General features: G+C 72.1%; 15 protein-coding genes. 6 read left to right on the top strand and 9 right to left on the bottom strand.

Annotated elements, in window-relative coordinates; all coding sequences use genetic code 11:
- Window positions 1-6: 6 nt before the first annotated feature.
- The 3 genes from AB0D10_RS26140 to AB0D10_RS26130 all read right to left on the bottom strand — a co-directional run bounded on the left by AB0D10_RS26140 (window position 7) and on the right by AB0D10_RS26130 (window position 3,698).
- Window positions 7-1,644, bottom strand: coding sequence for a cytochrome b N-terminal domain-containing protein (locus AB0D10_RS26140; protein WP_360260736.1), 1,638 nt, complete (start codon window positions 1,642-1,644; stop codon window positions 7-9).
- A gap of 622 nt (window positions 1,645-2,266) precedes the next feature.
- Complete coding sequence (locus tag AB0D10_RS26135) at window positions 2,267-2,869, bottom strand: hypothetical protein (RefSeq protein WP_360260733.1); 603 nt, start codon at window positions 2,867-2,869, stop codon at window positions 2,267-2,269.
- A 211-nt stretch (window positions 2,870-3,080) separates the two neighbouring features.
- Window positions 3,081-3,698, bottom strand: coding sequence for a TetR/AcrR family transcriptional regulator C-terminal ligand-binding domain-containing protein (locus AB0D10_RS26130; RefSeq protein ID WP_360260730.1), 618 nt, complete (start codon window positions 3,696-3,698; stop codon window positions 3,081-3,083).
- Between the two features lie 100 nt (window positions 3,699-3,798).
- Here AB0D10_RS26130 and AB0D10_RS26125 point away from each other — a divergent pair, with 100 nt between their 5' ends.
- From AB0D10_RS26125 to AB0D10_RS26110, 4 genes are all read left to right on the top strand, one after another.
- Window positions 3,799-5,013 carry an alpha/beta fold hydrolase gene (locus AB0D10_RS26125; protein ID WP_360260727.1) on the top strand — a complete coding sequence of 405 codons (1,215 nt, stop codon included), beginning with the start codon at window positions 3,799-3,801 and terminating at the stop codon, window positions 5,011-5,013.
- Window positions 5,014-5,126: 113 nt separating this feature from the next.
- On the top strand, window positions 5,127-5,396 hold the full coding sequence (locus AB0D10_RS26120) for a LapA family protein (protein ID WP_360260724.1): 270 nt from the start codon (window positions 5,127-5,129) through the stop codon (window positions 5,394-5,396).
- 702 nt (window positions 5,397-6,098) lie between these two features.
- Window positions 6,099-6,377, top strand: coding sequence for a hypothetical protein (locus AB0D10_RS26115; RefSeq protein ID WP_360260721.1), 279 nt, complete (start codon window positions 6,099-6,101; stop codon window positions 6,375-6,377).
- A gap of 294 nt (window positions 6,378-6,671) precedes the next feature.
- Complete coding sequence (locus tag AB0D10_RS26110; protein WP_360260718.1) at window positions 6,672-7,661, top strand: aldo/keto reductase; 990 nt, start codon at window positions 6,672-6,674, stop codon at window positions 7,659-7,661.
- Between the two features lie 160 nt (window positions 7,662-7,821).
- Here the strand turns inward: AB0D10_RS26110 and AB0D10_RS26105 are convergent, their stop codons facing one another.
- Complete coding sequence (locus AB0D10_RS26105; protein ID WP_360260715.1) at window positions 7,822-8,346, bottom strand: MepB family protein; 525 nt, start codon at window positions 8,344-8,346, stop codon at window positions 7,822-7,824.
- Window positions 8,347-8,652: 306 nt separating this feature from the next.
- On the opposite strand from AB0D10_RS26105, the gene AB0D10_RS26100 reads away from it, so the two are divergent.
- Entirely contained in the window at window positions 8,653-8,931 is a 279-nt protein-coding gene (locus tag AB0D10_RS26100; RefSeq protein ID WP_360260712.1) for a hypothetical protein, read from the top strand.
- A gap of 244 nt (window positions 8,932-9,175) precedes the next feature.
- Here AB0D10_RS26100 and AB0D10_RS26095 read toward each other — a convergent pair whose 3' ends face one another.
- The 3 genes from AB0D10_RS26095 to AB0D10_RS26085 form a co-directional block, all read right to left on the bottom strand.
- On the bottom strand, window positions 9,176-9,424 hold the full coding sequence (locus AB0D10_RS26095) for a hypothetical protein (RefSeq protein WP_360260709.1): 249 nt from the start codon (window positions 9,422-9,424) through the stop codon (window positions 9,176-9,178).
- A gap of 559 nt (window positions 9,425-9,983) precedes the next feature.
- The gene (locus AB0D10_RS26090; RefSeq protein WP_360260706.1) at window positions 9,984-11,105 is read right to left on the bottom strand and encodes a winged helix DNA-binding domain-containing protein; all 1,122 of its coding nucleotides are present in this window, start codon (window positions 11,103-11,105) and stop codon (window positions 9,984-9,986) included.
- Window positions 11,106-11,325: 220 nt separating this feature from the next.
- The gene (locus tag AB0D10_RS26085) at window positions 11,326-11,748 is read right to left on the bottom strand and encodes a VOC family protein (RefSeq protein ID WP_360260703.1); all 423 of its coding nucleotides are present in this window, start codon (window positions 11,746-11,748) and stop codon (window positions 11,326-11,328) included.
- A 166-nt stretch (window positions 11,749-11,914) separates the two neighbouring features.
- On the opposite strand from AB0D10_RS26085, the gene AB0D10_RS26080 reads away from it, so the two are divergent.
- Window positions 11,915-12,904 carry a WYL domain-containing protein gene (locus tag AB0D10_RS26080; protein WP_360260700.1) on the top strand — a complete coding sequence of 330 codons (990 nt, stop codon included), beginning with the start codon at window positions 11,915-11,917 and terminating at the stop codon, window positions 12,902-12,904.
- Between the two features lie 320 nt (window positions 12,905-13,224).
- Here the strand turns inward: AB0D10_RS26080 and AB0D10_RS26075 are convergent, their stop codons facing one another.
- Both AB0D10_RS26075 and AB0D10_RS26070 read right to left on the bottom strand, forming a co-directional pair.
- Window positions 13,225-13,437, bottom strand: coding sequence for a hypothetical protein (locus AB0D10_RS26075; RefSeq protein ID WP_360260697.1), 213 nt, complete (start codon window positions 13,435-13,437; stop codon window positions 13,225-13,227).
- 233 nt (window positions 13,438-13,670) lie between these two features.
- Window positions 13,671-14,582, bottom strand: coding sequence for a S41 family peptidase (locus AB0D10_RS26070; protein ID WP_360260694.1), 912 nt, complete (start codon window positions 14,580-14,582; stop codon window positions 13,671-13,673).
- Window positions 14,583-14,684: the final 102 nt, after the last annotated feature.

Here is a 14,684-nt window from a genome sequence, read left to right as displayed (position 1 = left end):
GGGAACTCAGTCGCCTGGTGCGCCTGCCCGGCCGGGCGTCGCGTCCTCCTGCGGTGCGGCCCCGGCGATCTCCTGGGGCGTCGGCAGCTCGACCCGGTCCCGGTAGAACCAGCGGCTCACCCGCTGCCGCAGCCGTTCTCGCCGGGTCGCACCCGCCCCGGGTGGGGGCAGCGGACGGGGCATGTTCCGCATGGCCAGCACGTACCGGCGGCCGCGGGGCAACGGCCGGTGCCTGCCGTGGAACCCGCCCTCGATGCCCTGTCGGACGAACCCGGTCTCCATCCCCCCGGTGAGCAGTTCCCGCTCGTGCGCCTGCAGGGCCAGGGCCAGTCGCTTGGTCAGCCAGAACGCCGCGACCGGGCCGACGAACACCAGGGCCCGCAGGACCCGGTCCAGGCCCTCCACGGACACGTCCAGCACCCGCGCCACGACATCCTGCCCGCCCGCCACCAGGAGGACCACGTAGAACACGGACCCGGCGACCCCGAGCGCGGTCCGGGTGGGCCGGTTGCGAGGCCGGTCGCACAGGTGCTGCTCACCGCGCTCCCCAGTCACCCACTGCTCCAGGAACGGGTACGCGTAGAGGCAGGCGAAGAACAGCAGCGGGAACAGCACCGCCGGGACGAGGGGGTTCCAGGAGACGGTGTGGCCCCACAGGCTGGTCTCGGCACCTGGCATCAGCCGCAGCGCTCCCTCGATGAACCCCATGTACCAGTCGGGCTGCGCGTCCGTGGACGCCTGGTCCGGGCGGTACGGCCCGTACTGCCAGATCGGGTTGATCTGGGCGATCGCGGCGGCGAGCGCCAGGACGCCGAAGACCGCCATCATCAGGGCGACCGTCTTGACGGTGAACGTCGCGAACAGCGGCTTGCCGACCACGTTCCGGTTGGTGCGCCCCGGCCCGGCCCACTGGGTGTGGGTCAGGTGGAAGACCAGGATCAGGTGGGCGGTGATCAGCGCGAGCAGCAGTCCCGGCAGCAGCAGGATGTGGGTGCTGTAGAGGCGCGGCACGATGTCCTGGCCCGGATAGTCGCCGCCCCACAGGAAGTAGGCCAGGTAGCTGCCGACCAGGGGAACGGACAGCACGAACCCCTGCGCGGTGCGCAGGCCGGTGCCGGAGAGCAGGTCGTCCGGCAGCGAGTAGCCGGCGAAGCCCTCGATGAGGGCGACCTGGAACAGGGTCAGGCCGATCAGCCAGTTCACCTCGCGGGGACGGCGGAAGGCCCCGGTGAGGAAGACCCTCAGCAGGTGGGCGCCGATGGCGGAGGTGAAGAGCAGGGCGCCCCAGTGGTGCATCTGGCGGATCAGCAGGCCGCCGCGGACGTCGAAGCTGATCGCGAGGGTCGAGGAGTACGCCTGACTCACCCGGATGCCGTCCAGCGGAGCGTAGGTGCCGTGGTACACCACCTCCGCCATGGAGGGGTCGAAGAAGAAGGTGAGGACCACGCCGGTCAGGAGCAGCAGTACGAAGCTGTAGAGGGCGAGTTCGCCCAGCAGGAAGGACCAGTGGTCGGGGAAGACCTTCCGGATCACCCCCTTCGCGCCGTCGAACAGGGGCAGGCGCCGGTCGAGCGCCACTGCCGTGGCTTCCACGGCTCGCCCGGCCCGGTCACGGACCCGGGCCTTCGTCCTCGACAGCGGCATCCCAGCCCGCCCCTTCCTCCGGTCGAATCCGTTCTGACAGGCATAGCCCGCACCGCCGCACGAGAGGCCGTGGCACGCTCTGGGAGGACGACTGTCACCCGGACGATTGGATTCGATCGGCGCTCCCGATTCTGCGGCGCCCGTGCAGCGATCGGGCGATCGTCGAAGCCGGCGCGCAGGTCCCGGAGGCCCGCGCCCCGCACGACGGCACCGTCCGGGGCGTACGCCGATGTCATGATGACCCGGCCAGGGGCGGGCGCGCAGGCGATGACCTTCGTGATCTCCGGGACGGCCTTGAGGATCGCGGCGACAGCCGAGAACAGCGGGCCATCAGATGCCCAGCTGGTCGTCGGTGGTGACGGAGGCGGCACCGGGAGCGCCGATGCGGGTCCACCTCCTGCGCCCTCGACTGTCGGCGCGTCGACGTTCCGTGGCCCCTGGTCCGTGGCCCCTGGTCCGTGACCGACGGTACTACCAGGTCACACCGCCGGTCACGGCATCCGCTCGGCAGCAGCATGAGGATGCGAAGGCCACGGTCAGCGTCCCGTCCGGGCAGCCGGCCGGACGGCTGAGCAGCGTGGAAGGCCGTCGCCCGGGGCGGGCGGCGGCCTTCGTAGGTCTGTCAGTTCAGGGTGAATTGCCAGTACGCAGCGTCGCGGTACCCGGCGGATTGCGGGGTGACCTTCACCGTGACGAAGCCCCCCTCCTTGTCGGGCTTGATCCGCACCGGCACGGTGCGTTTCCGGTCCTTGCCGAGGGGCGGTGTGAGGGCGGATTCGGTGCCGGCCCGGTCCAGCACGGTGACGCCCCAGCCGGGGATGTCGGGGCTGCGCGGTTTCCCCCCGCGGACCACGATGGGGGCGAAGCCGCTCACGCCGACGCCGGTGTCCGGGGGTGTCCCGCCCGGGCGCAGTTCTTCGTCGGTGCCGTTGTCGTAGGTGACGGTGAAGCCGTAGGTGTTGTCGGGTTCCCGGTGTGGTGCGCTGACGGTGATCGTCAGGCCGTCGTCGTAACGGGCGGTCGCGCCGGGGCGGAGGGGTTCGGCATCGCTCCCGGACGTGCCTTCGAGGTGCCCGTACCCGGTCAGGCCCTTCTCGAACTCGCCCAAGGCCACGCTTCCCAGGACGACGAGGGCGGTGAGGACGGCCACCGCGATGCCGCAGCCGCCGGCCCACCGCGGGCTTCCCGGGGCCGGAGGGTTGGTGGGAGTCGAGTCCGTGTCCATGCGGGTCACGATAGGAAGCGGTCGGCACGGACTCATGAGCAGGCGTACTCAACACCCGGCTGAGTAGTGCCGAGGAGCACCTTGCGCTTCCCGCCCCGGCCGCTCGGGCCCGGCCGGGGCGAGGGCGGCCTGGCGGCGCTGACACGGCACGGTGACGTTCCGGTAGGCGGGGCCCCACCGTGCTTCCGACCCCCGGCCGTTCCCACGAGTTCTATGGCTGGTCCGCCGTGGACGCGCCGCTCGGGCCGGGCCCGCTTCCGCTGCCGAGCAGTCTGTCGACGAGGAGTTCGGGGTAGCCGTCGGCCGGCAGGTCGAGGCCGAAGATCACCCGGATGTAGAACGGTGCGACGAGCTGGTCGAGGATCTGCTCCAGCGGTGGCGGGTCCTCGCCCCGGGCCGCGGCACGTCGGCGGATCTGCTCGATGGAGTGCATGCGGCGCTGGAAGTGCTGTGCACGTTCGGTGGGGGCGTGGGCGCTGGTCGGCATGGACAGGACGACGGCGCGCACGAGGGCGCGCCCTTCGGACGTGCGGATGCTCTCGACGCTGGCCCGGGCCCAGGCGAGGAGGTCACCGCGCAGGGTGCCGGTGTCGTTCAGCGGTGAGTTGCGTTCGAGGCGGGTGGTGACCGTGTCGGCCAGGAGTGCGTCGAGGCTGCCCCAGCGCCGGTAGACGCTGGTGTGGCTGACGCCGGCGCGTTGCGCGATCGCCGGGATGTTGAGGTCCTCGCCCTGCGGGTCGGAGAGCAGGTCGACGACCGCCTGGTGGACGGCCGCGCGGACCTGCTCGGGGCTCCTGCGGACTCGTTCGGACGCTGGTTTCTGAGGCATGCCCTCATCGTAAGCACAAATATTTGCTTCCACGGCAGGAGGGGTCTACAGTTCCAGTCGCAAGCACAAATCTGTGCTTGCAGACGAAGGAGAGTGCGCGATGAAGCAGCTGCTGTTCCCGAACAACATCCAGTTCTGGTACGAGACCCTGCGGTCGTTGAGCCACATCGCCTACGGCGGCGCGGACTTCGGCGAGGTCGTCTCGACCGGTGAGCGGATCACCGAGGGCGACTACTCCAGCTGGTACACCGAGTGGATGGCCACCGCCGACCGGGTGTCCGGGGAGGCCGAGAAGGCACTGGCGGCCGGTCACCCGGTGAGCGCCCGGGACGGGTTCCTGCGGGCGTCGAACTACTACCGGTCGGCCGAGTTCTTCCTGCACGGCCACCCCTGCGACCCCCGCCACGACCACGCCTACGACCGCAGCGTGGCCTGCTTCCGGGCGGCGGCCGCCCTGTTCACCCCGGTCATCGAGCCCGTCGAGATCCCGTACGAGGGCACCACCCTGCCGGGCTACCTGTACCGCGTCGACGACTCCGGGACACCGCGGCCGACCCTGATCATGCACAACGGCTTCGACGGCACCGCCGAGGAACTGCACTTCTCCGGGGCGATGGCCGGCGTCGAGCGCGGCTACACCGTGCTGGTCTTCGACGGTCCCGGCATGCCCGGGCCGCGCCACCACGAGGGCCTGGTCTTCCGCCCCGACTGGGAGAACGTCATCACCCCCGTCGTGGACTTCGCCGAGACCCTCCCGGACGTCGACAACAACCGCATCGCGCTCCTCGGCATCAGCATGGGCGGCATCCTCGCCCCCAGGGCCGCGGCCTTCGAACACCGCCTGGCCGCGCTGGTGGCCGTCGACGGCCTCTACGACCTCGGCCAGACCTCCGTCCGCAACATCCCCGGCCCCCGTGAGGAGGCCGAGCGGCTCCTGCGTGCGCAGTCCGCTCCCGAACTCGACGCCGCCCTCGACGAGATCATGGCCAAGGACCCGATCGCACGCTGGGCGATCAACCACGGCATGTACGTCATGGGCGTCGACACCCCCCGGGCCTTCAACGCCTCCTACCTCGACTACAGCCTCGCCGACGGCATCGCCGAACGGATCCAGTGCCCCACCCTCGTCTGCGACGCCGAGGAGGACATGTTCTTCCAGGGCCAGCCCGAACAGCTCTACGACCACCTCACCTGCCCCAGGACCCTGATGGCCTTCACCACCGAGGAGGGGGCCGGCGCCCACTGCCACCCCGGCGCCATGCGCCTGTCCCAGGCCCGCATCTACGACTGGCTCGACGACATCCTCAAGAACTGAGAACGAGGACCGAGGATCGAACGCGCGGGGCCGGCGTGCGGGTCGGGCGCCGGGCGCGGGCCCCTACCGGCGCCCCTGGGGACGAATCGGGTGAATCGTCCGATACTTGACCCATGTCGCAGAACGCCCGCACGCACCAGGAACAGTCGCGTCTCACGGTCAAGGGCCGCGAGGTGCGGCTGCGCACCATCGCCATGGCCGTCATCGCGGTCCTGGCCGTCTGGTTCATCGCGGTCAACACCGCCTCGGTGACCATCACCCTGTGGGTCGCCGACGTCACCATGCCGCTCTGGGTCGTCCTGACCGTCACGATCCTCGTCGGCGTGCTGATCGGTGTCTTCGTGGCCCGCCGCCGAGCCGCCCGCAAGTCAGCCCGGTCGTGATCCCCTGGGCCTTGCACCGGCGTCCAGGGCACGCCTGCTGGGGCGCGGCGGGGCCGTACCCTCGCTGTTCCGCCTTCCCGAGGACCGGCCGAAGCGGCCCACGGCAACGCCGCGATCAGCCCATGGCCGCACGGGTGGCGCGCCGGTCGAGGTGGTAGCGGGGGCCGGACGGGCGGGCGGTGCGCTTGCGGAACCGGCGGCCCCGGCGACCGCGCCGACACTCAGCGTCGGGCCCCAGCCGGGCAGGCGGGCTCGTGCCAGGTCCTGCGGACGACCCCGCCGCCGTGGGTGCGGTGCTCGCTGGACCAGGTCCGGCAGCACCCCACGCCGCCCGGACGGGCCGGCAACGGGGCGACGCGGACCGGAGCAACGGGCACGCGAGCAAGAGCGGGAGCGGCAACGGGAACGGGAGCGGTCGATGCACGGGAGCGTCGGCGGCGGCGGGGCCGAGTGGGAGTCGTCATGCCGAGGGCTCTGCCCGCCCGACCGCCGGGCCGAACCCGACCGTCACCCGAACGGACTACATCGCGGGGAAACGCGCCCCACCTGCTGCGTCGTCCGCTGGGGACCGCGGCCGGGCGGTCGACGGCATAGGCTGGCCGCCACGAACGGATCGGCCGGGGGAACGGCATGGGAGTCGAGAGGCCGGGCGGGGCGGGTGAGCCGGGCCCCGGGGCCTGCCCACGGTGCGCTCGGGACCTGGTGCGGGAGGCCACGCAGTCCGGGGAACGAGAACGTGCCAAGGAGTGGTGGAGGTGCCCGGGCTGTGGGTTCCTGGGACGTCCCGATCTCGGGGGCCGCCCCGTCCTCCACCCGTTCCGCGAGCTGACCGGCGACGACGCCGACTTCGTCTTCTGCGGCTGGGAGGACTGCAACCGGGCCGGCGAGGCCTTCGCCTGGAACAGCCGGCTGTGCGAGTGGATCGTCTGCACGGCCTGCGGCCGGGAGAACGTGCGCCGGATCAAGCGCGTCTCCCCGTGACAGCCGGCCCGCCCGGCCCCGGCCCCGGCCGCAGCCCCGGCTCCGCAGTCGTCCGGCACGGCCACCGGGCCGGACTTTGAACACCATTCAAGAGCATTCGAGAGCAGGCCGGGCCGGGGGTCCGGCCGACGGCCGACCAGCGGTGTGCACCCGACGTGCCGGTCCGCCACCGGACGACACCGGCACCGTAAGGTCCTCTCCGAGGACACGCGGCCCGCCCGGTCACCCGGACCGGGGACGCGCCGAACGGGCGCCGGGCCGCCGGAAGGACGAGACGAAGGGCTGGCACATCACATGCAACAGCGCAGTCTGCGGGACCTCCAGGTGTCGGCCGTCGGCCTCGGCTGCATGGGGATGTCAGCCTTCTACGGCACGGCCGACCAGGACGAGGCCGTCGCGACCGTCCGGCGTGCCCTGGACCTCGGCATCACCTTCCTCGACACGGCACAGGTCTACGGACCGCTCACCAACGAGTCCCTGGTGGGCGAGGCCGTCCGGGGACACCGCGACGAGTACGTGATCGCCACCAAGTTCAACTACCGGATGGACGACGCCGTACCCGGCGACATGTCGACGGTGGGCCGCCAGGACGGCTCCGCCGAGCACGTCCGCAGTTCCGTCCACGGCTCGCTCACGCGGCTCCGCACCGACCGCATCGACCTGTACTACCAGCACCGGGTCGACCCGGCCGTGCCCATCGAGGAGACCGTCGGCGCCCTCGGCGAACTGGTCGCCGAGGGCAAGGTGCGGCACATCGGGCTGAGCGAAGCGAGTGCGGAGACCATCCGCCGCGCCCACGCCGTCCACCCGGTCACCGCCGTCCAGACCGAGTACTCGCTCTGGACGCGGGACGTGGAAGCGGAGGTCCTCCCCACCTGCCGGGAACTCGGAATCGGCTTCGTGCCGTACTCCCCGCTCGGCCGTGGCTTCCTCGCGGGCCGCTTCAGCTCCCCCGACGAGCTCGACCGGGACGACTTCCGCCGCAGCAACCCGCGCTTCACCGAGGCCAATCTGGCGGCGAACCTCCGGCTCGCCGACAAGGTGAAGCAGATCGCCGCGGAGAAGGACATCACCCCGGCCCAGCTGGCGATCGCCTGGGTACTGGCCCGCGGCGAGGACCTCGTCCCGATCCCGGGCACCAAGCGCCGCACCTACCTGGAGCAGAACGCGGCCGCGGTCGACGTCGAGCTGACCGACGAGGACCTGGCCCGCATCGAGGCCGAGGTGCCCGGAGCGGCGGGCGAGCGCTACGACGAGGACGGGATGCGGGCGGTGAACCGCTGAGCGGCCGCCGCTGACCGGCTGCGCCGGCCCCGCCCCCGGCACCTCACGGCGTCCGGGCCGATCGTGTCCGGCCGTCGGCGAGGAGGAGCACGGTGAGCACGGGCCGGTCAGCCGGCTCCGCTCGTGAGCGCCAGGACGCCGCCCAGGACCGGAGGAGCGCCTACGGGTGGTAGAGGGCGCGGGCGCGTGTCAGGTCGACGGGCCCGTCCCCGCCGATGTGGAGGAAGTGGTTCGACTGCCATGCCTGCGTGCCGCGGGCCTGCCGGTTGGTCGTGGTCACCCACGGCGGGTAGACGCGGAACCCTCGTTTCCCGCCGGAGCCGCCGCGGGAGACGATGTCGCGCTCGCACAGGACCTCGCGCGGGAAGGCGAACTGCCCGAACCCGTTGTCGTCGCGGCAGCTGATGACGAAGAGGTCCACCGCGTCGGCAACGTCGAAGGGCCGGATCGGGCCCTCATCCGACCGCTGCCACACGGTCACGAACTGGCCCACCTTCGTCGGGGTGGTCTTGGCCACGCGGAACCGGACCGAGCGGCCGTCGATCGTGAATCCGCAAGCCGCGTACTCGGCGCTCTCCGGTTCGGCCACCGGATGCGAGCAGACGAAACCGCTCGGGTCGTACACCAATGCCTTCGCTGCCGGCAGATCGTCGTGCAGCCCCGCCCACGGCTGATTCGTCACCATCCCGCCATCCTGCCACCGCCGCCGGTCAGCCACGGTGGCGGCGGCGGTGAACGAGACGGTGCCGGCCTTCGTTCCGGACGGCGCCGCACCCGGGGCCCTCGCCGTAGCGGTGGCAGACCTCGGGCAGGCGGTCCGGCGGAGCACACTCGTCCCCACCGGGCGGGCCGGTCCGGGCCGGTCCGGGCCGGTCCGGCTTTCGGCCGCGACTCCGGACGCGATCCAGTGCGGCGGCGAAACCGCAGCACCCCACGGAACCATGACGCCCCGCCCACGCGTGGACCACACAGCAGCGCGAGGGGGCCCCGGATGAGCACGGTCAGCGTCATCGGCACGGTCGGGATCGTGGTCCTGGTCCTCTGCGTAGCCGCAATCGTGGCCGTGTGGCGGTCCGGCACCCCGTTCCCGCCGGAGCGGCCGGGCCCGCCGGGCTGTGTCGCGTGCGGGCACAGCGCGTACAGCCATGGCTCCCGCGGCAGTTGCAGCGAGACCGAGTACGACGGCCCGGACCGCTACGACGGCGGCGGCAACTGGATCGGTACCTGGAACGAGCGTTCGTGCTCGTGCCCCGGGTTCAGGACGGAGTGAGCTCGTGGTTGATCATCCGGCTCCGAACGGGCAGGTGCGGTTGATCACTCGTCCGCGGCCCGGGCGCGGTGGCGCCGCCGGTACCGGGCACGCGCCCGCCGCTGGCACGGCACGCTGCGCGGCACAGGATGGTGGGACGGTCCGGCAGAGACCGTCCCACACCGCCTCCCGTCGCCGCACTCCCCCGCTCCCGAGCCGTTGACCAGCAGGAACGGCGAAGCGCAGCCGGAGTTCCGGACAGGGCCTAGTAGAACAGGACGGAGAGGCGGGCCGTGTTGGGGGCGACGTCGCAGAAGTAGGTGACGGCCTCCCCGCGGGTCACGTAGGCGCGGCCGGCGGCGTCGCAGGCGGCGCCGCTCGGGTACATGCCGATGTAGGTGTATCCGGTGGTCCTCGTGGTGGATGCCTGGGCGGCGGGGGCGGCCATCACGCCACCCGCGACGGTGAGCAGTCCGGCCAGGGCCATCGTGGAAACCGCTGTGCGCAGTGCCATGTCGGTGTCTTCCTCCCTCTGACGAGAACGCCGGAGTCCGCTACCCGGCGTTGCGGCTGCGAGCCTTCCGGAATCCCGGATTCGAGGCAATGGTCGAGACCAATTTGGCAGGAAACAACTGATCGCCGGACCCCGCCGATATCGGACTGATCGTCATGTCAGCGATCCAGCATCGGAGTTGGGCACGGCAACCCGATGCCAACAATGGTCTGGACCACCTGATTCGATGGCATCGAGGGAAACAGCCCACCGGTTCGACGGACCCGCCGCCCACGTGCGCACCGGTCACCTCCCGACGGGGCGCCCCACCGGGCCGCCCACGGATCGGCTGAACGATCACTTGCCGACGGGGCCCGCGGGATGCAACCCGTCCAGGGCACGGATGCCTCGTCGCGGCCCCGTCCGGGTGGCGATTGCTCCCGGTCGCAGTCCGCCGGGGCGGCGGCCACGGACAGCAGGTGCGCGCCGTACCGGCCCCGGGTCCGGCCGGTACGGCGCGACCGGGCGACCTCGGGGTGTCCGGCCCCGTCCGTGCCACCTGATCGGAGCGTTCGGCCTTTCACCGTCGCCGATGCGGGTCGGCCGGGGCCGCGGCGGCTGTGATCCGCACCTGGTCGATGCCCTGGTCCAGGAAGGCGGCCAGGGCATGCGCCTCCGCTCCGACGGCTTCCTGTTCCTGTGGGGCCAGTGGCCGCAGTGGCGTGATGTGCAGGTGCCGGTCCTGCGTGGTCCAGGTGGCGGCGACGCGTCCGTCGACGAGCACGGCGCGCAGGCCCGCGACGGACAGGCCGAGGTGGGCGTCGTCGATGATGCGGCTGCGGTCGCGGTAGCCGAGGATCGCGTTGTCGAAGGCCGGGAGGAACCGAACGGGAGCGGGTGTGTCCGGGCACGGGCGTGGTGCCTCGGGCAGGTCGAGGAGTTCCCGGCCGCGATCGTCGCGGAAGGCGACCAGCTCGTCCCGGATGGCCCTGACCGCGGCGGGGAGACCGGCCAGACCGCTCCAGGCTCGGATGTCCGCCGTGGCGGCCGGCCCGAAGGCGGCGAGGTAGCGGCGTACCAGATGCTGTCCGACCGGGTCGTCGGCGTCGTCGGGCAGCGGGTCGAGGTCTCGTCCGAGCCAGGTGGCCAGGGGCAGGTTCCGCACGCCGGCCGTCGTCTGCCACAGGCCGCGCGGGGGAAGCTGGGCCATCGGGACGAGGGCGGCGACGAGGAGTTCGCCCAGGACGCGACGGGGCGGGCCCGGCCAGCGGTCCTGGAGCGCTCGGACGAGTTCGGTCATGGTGCGGGGCTGCCCGTCGGCCATGACCGCTCGGCCGGCCGCGGCGACGTCGTCGGGGTCGACGGCGGCGAGTTCGCGTCGGTAGGTGGCCGTCACCCGCTGACGCAGCATGGTGTCGTGGCGGGCCCGCCAGGCGAGTGCGTCGTCGCCGGTGACCAGGTGGACGGTTCGCCGCATCAGGTGCGTGCGCACGACGTGCCGGTCCGTCAGCACCCGGTCGAGTCGGTCGGGTGTGAACGCGTGCAGCCGCGACCACAGGCCGGTGAAGGGTTCCTGCGGTGCTTGGGCCTGCAGGCCGCACAGGTGTGCCACTGCTTCCCGGACCGGTGTGGCGGTGCGTGCGATTAGGTACTGACGGGCCAGGGTGGCACGGTTGAGAGCACGGGTGCTGAGCGTGGTCATGACCGTCCGGCTCCCTGCGCGCTCGTCGGCCGACCGCAGCGACGGCAGGCCGGGACAGCCAATCGCGCGGGCCGGCCCATCACGTACCGGGGAGGCGGCGGCGTCGATGCCGGTGTGTCCGGTGGTCGCACTCTCATGGCGCCCTGCCCTTTCGGTTCACTGCGGCCGGGGCCGCCGTGCGGCGGCCCCGGCAGGTCGTGTGTTCGTGCTCGGACGTTGATCAGCCGTTGTACGGTGCCGCCACGTCCAGGACCCAGGTCACGCCGAAACGGTCGGCGAGCATGCCGTACAGCGGTGCCCACGGCGACGGTTCCAGCGGCTGCACCACGGTCGAGCCCTCGGCGAGCTTCTGCCAGAGGGCACTGATCTCGCCGGTGTCGTCACCGCGCACGGAGACGAAGAACGGGTTGCTGCCCTGGTCCCAGGGCAGTCGGGAGGGCACGTCGTAGGCCATGACGTGGAAGCCGTTGTCGCCCACCACCTCGCCCCACACCACCCACTCCGCCTCGTTCTCGTTCCGCACGTTGCCCATGTCCTCGTACGTGATGGCGGTGACGCGCCCGCCGAAGACGGACCGGTAGTGGTCCAGCGCCTCCCGCGCCTGGCCCCGGAAGTTCAGGTGGGTGGTGGTCGTGACAGACATGGCCTACTCCTTGCTCGTGGTTCGGGGAGACACGCCACCGCAGTGGCGGGGCCGGGCGCGCGGCGCCCTCGTGGCCGGGGAGCGTGGGCCTCTCCGGCGTTCTTGAGACCCACCGTTCCACGGGTGGCGGACAGGATGTGTCCTGCACCACGGACAGAATGCGAGCATGCAGAAGACGTCCTCCCGGCTGCTCACCCTGCTCTCGCTGCTCCAGACGCGTCGCGACTGGTCCGGCGCCGACCTCGCCGAGCGGCTCGACGTCACCCCGCGCACGGTGCGCCGCGACGTCGACCGCCTACGGGAACTGGGATACCCGATCGTCGCCTTCATGGGGCCCGCCGGCGGCTACCGCCTGAACGCCGGCTCGCAGCTGCCCCCACTGCTGTTCGACGACGGCCAAGCCGTCGCCCTGGCCCTCGCCCTGCAGACCGCGGCCGCCGACACCACGATCGGCGAAGACGCCGCACGAGCCCTGGCCACCATCCGCCAGGTCATGCCCGCCCGGCTGCGCCACCGCATCGACATGCTCCGGGTCACCGCCGCCCGGCCGCCCACGACCGGCACCACGTCCCCGGTCGGCACCACGTCCCCGGCCGGCACCGAACTCCTCGCGGAGTTGAGCCGCGCCATCCACGCCCGTGAGGAACTGCGCTTCGCCTACGGCCACGACACCACCGGCCCCGACGGGCCACCCCGCCGCGCCCAGCCGCACCACCTCCTCACCTGGCACGGCCGCTGGTACCTGATCGCCTGGGACCTCGACCGCGACGACTGGCGCACCTTCCGCGCCGACCGCATGCGCCCCCGCACCCCCACCGGCCCGCACTTCACCCCACGCGAACTCCCCGGCGACGGCCCGGCCGCGTTCCTCTCCGGCCGGTTCCGCGGCACCGACGGCTCCACCGCCGGATGGCCCTGCCAGGGCGAGGTCATCCTCCACCGCCCCGCCCAGGCCGTCACCCCCTTCGCGCCGGACGCCATCGTCGAAGCACTCGGCCCCGACCGCTGCCGCCTCACCCTCGGCTCCTGGTCGTGGACCGGCCTGGCCGCAGCCATCGGCCGCTTCGACGCCGACATCCACGTCATCGGCCCACCACAACTGACCAGTGCGTTCGCCGAACTCGCCGCACGCTACGCCCACGCGGCAGGTACCTGACCAGCCTCCCTACGGCCCCGTCCGCAGCCGGGAGAGCCGATTCCACCCGAACCTGCCCCGCAGCGCGCCGCCGGCCCGGGTTCCCTCTGGACGGTTGCGACCCACCCCCGCCCCTCGTTCACTCGAACGGCGCAGCGCCGAAGCCCCCGGCCCGGGACATCCGGGGACCGCAGGTGCAGTGACGAGGAGTTGCCGGGATGCGCCGGCCGGTAGCGGGTGCGTGCTCGATCGGCCCGGTCCAGCCCGCGCAGAGCCGCTTGCAGCACAGCAGGAATGCCCGGCACCAGTGGCGAACGTGCCCCTGCCGTGCCTCCGTCCCGCTATCCGAGCGACCCGCACCCGGGATGTCCGACGCCGGACCCACCGCGATCGGCGGAGGCAAGCACCACCGCCGGCACGGCCGACAACGGTGCTTGTCCGTCCGACATCGGCGGCGGCGCGGTGAGGCTCTCGGCGAGGCGCTCCTCGAAGCGGCCGAGGAGCAGCACGGCACCCAGGAGAGCGGGGGGCATGAGCAGCGTGAGTACGAGCATGTGAACCTCCCGACGGGGATGGTCACGGGTTCGTTCGACTCGCTGGTCGATTCGCCTACACGCTATGGCCTGCGGCGCCATCCGGCACCTCGCCCGGCGAACGGGGAGCACACACAGCAGCCGCCCGAACGCTTCGCCGCGTCGCTGCTGGACCCGCCGGAGCCCCGAGGAGCCACCGCCACCGGCATGGCTGCGCGTCCGGCGCGGCGGGGTCGGCCGGGTCGGCACCGGTTCTACGTCATGCGCGCCACGGCCAGGGCCAGCGCGCGCTCCAGCGCCTCCTCGGCGCCGCACGGCACATCGGGCCGGACGCCGGTGCCCTCCCAGTTGGTGCCCGAGACGGGGTTGACCCCGCGGGCGACCGGCACGCTGACCTCCAGGTGCGGGTGCACCGTCCAGCCCTCGCGCGGGTGTGCGCCGCCCCGGGTGGCCTCCCCGACGACCTCGGCCCGCCCGAGCTGCTGCAGGTCGTAGGCGAGTTCCTCGCCCGCGGAGAAGGTGTTTCCGCTGGTCAGCACGTAGAGCGGCTTGCTGCCGCCGAAGCGGGCACCGGGCACGAACGGGGGCGTCCAGGACTGCTCGGCCACCTCTCCCTGCCGGGAGAGCATGGTGTTGAGGTGTGTGCGGCGGTCGAGCAGGTAGCCGCAGACGAAGGCGACCGTGTCCGGGTCGCCACCGGTGTTGCGGCGCAGGTCCAGGATGAGGGCGCGGGCGGGGGCCACCAGCGAGAGTGCCGCGGCCAGCGGCTGTGCCGCCCAGTCCAGCGGGAACATCTTGGGTGCGATCTCCAGGACCGCGACACCGCCGTCGAGGAGCTCCACGCGCGGAACGCCGCCCAGGGAGGTGTCGAAGTCCCTCCGCATCGCGGCGAGTACCGCCGCACCCCGTTCCGGCGGCACGGGCACGTCGTGGTACTTCAGGGCCAGGTGCAAGTCGCCGTTGACGGATCGCAGGTCCGCGGTGACCGCTTCGGCCAACTCCTCGGCGGATCGGGCCCGGTAGGAGCCGTCGGCGCTCCGGCGCCGCAGCAGGGCCGCCAGTTGCCGGGCGACATCGGGGAAGACGTAGTTCTCGCAGACCAGGCCGGCGATCGACTCGACGACGACGGCGCTGTCCAGCGCAGGTGGCAACGTGGTGGAGGTCATGGAGAGGCAGTAGACCAGCGACGTGTCAAAGCGTCAAACACACTTAACGCTTGATCGGATGAGTCGTCAATCGGACCGATACGGTGAGCAGATCAGCACCGC

This window comes from Kitasatospora sp. NPDC048545, from assembly GCF_040651155.1.
In the GTDB taxonomy this organism is placed as follows: Bacteria; Actinomycetota; Actinomycetes; order Streptomycetales; family Streptomycetaceae; genus Kitasatospora.
The sequence above is the reverse complement of the archived record's forward strand: the minus strand, read 5'-3'. Positions and strand labels throughout refer to the sequence as shown.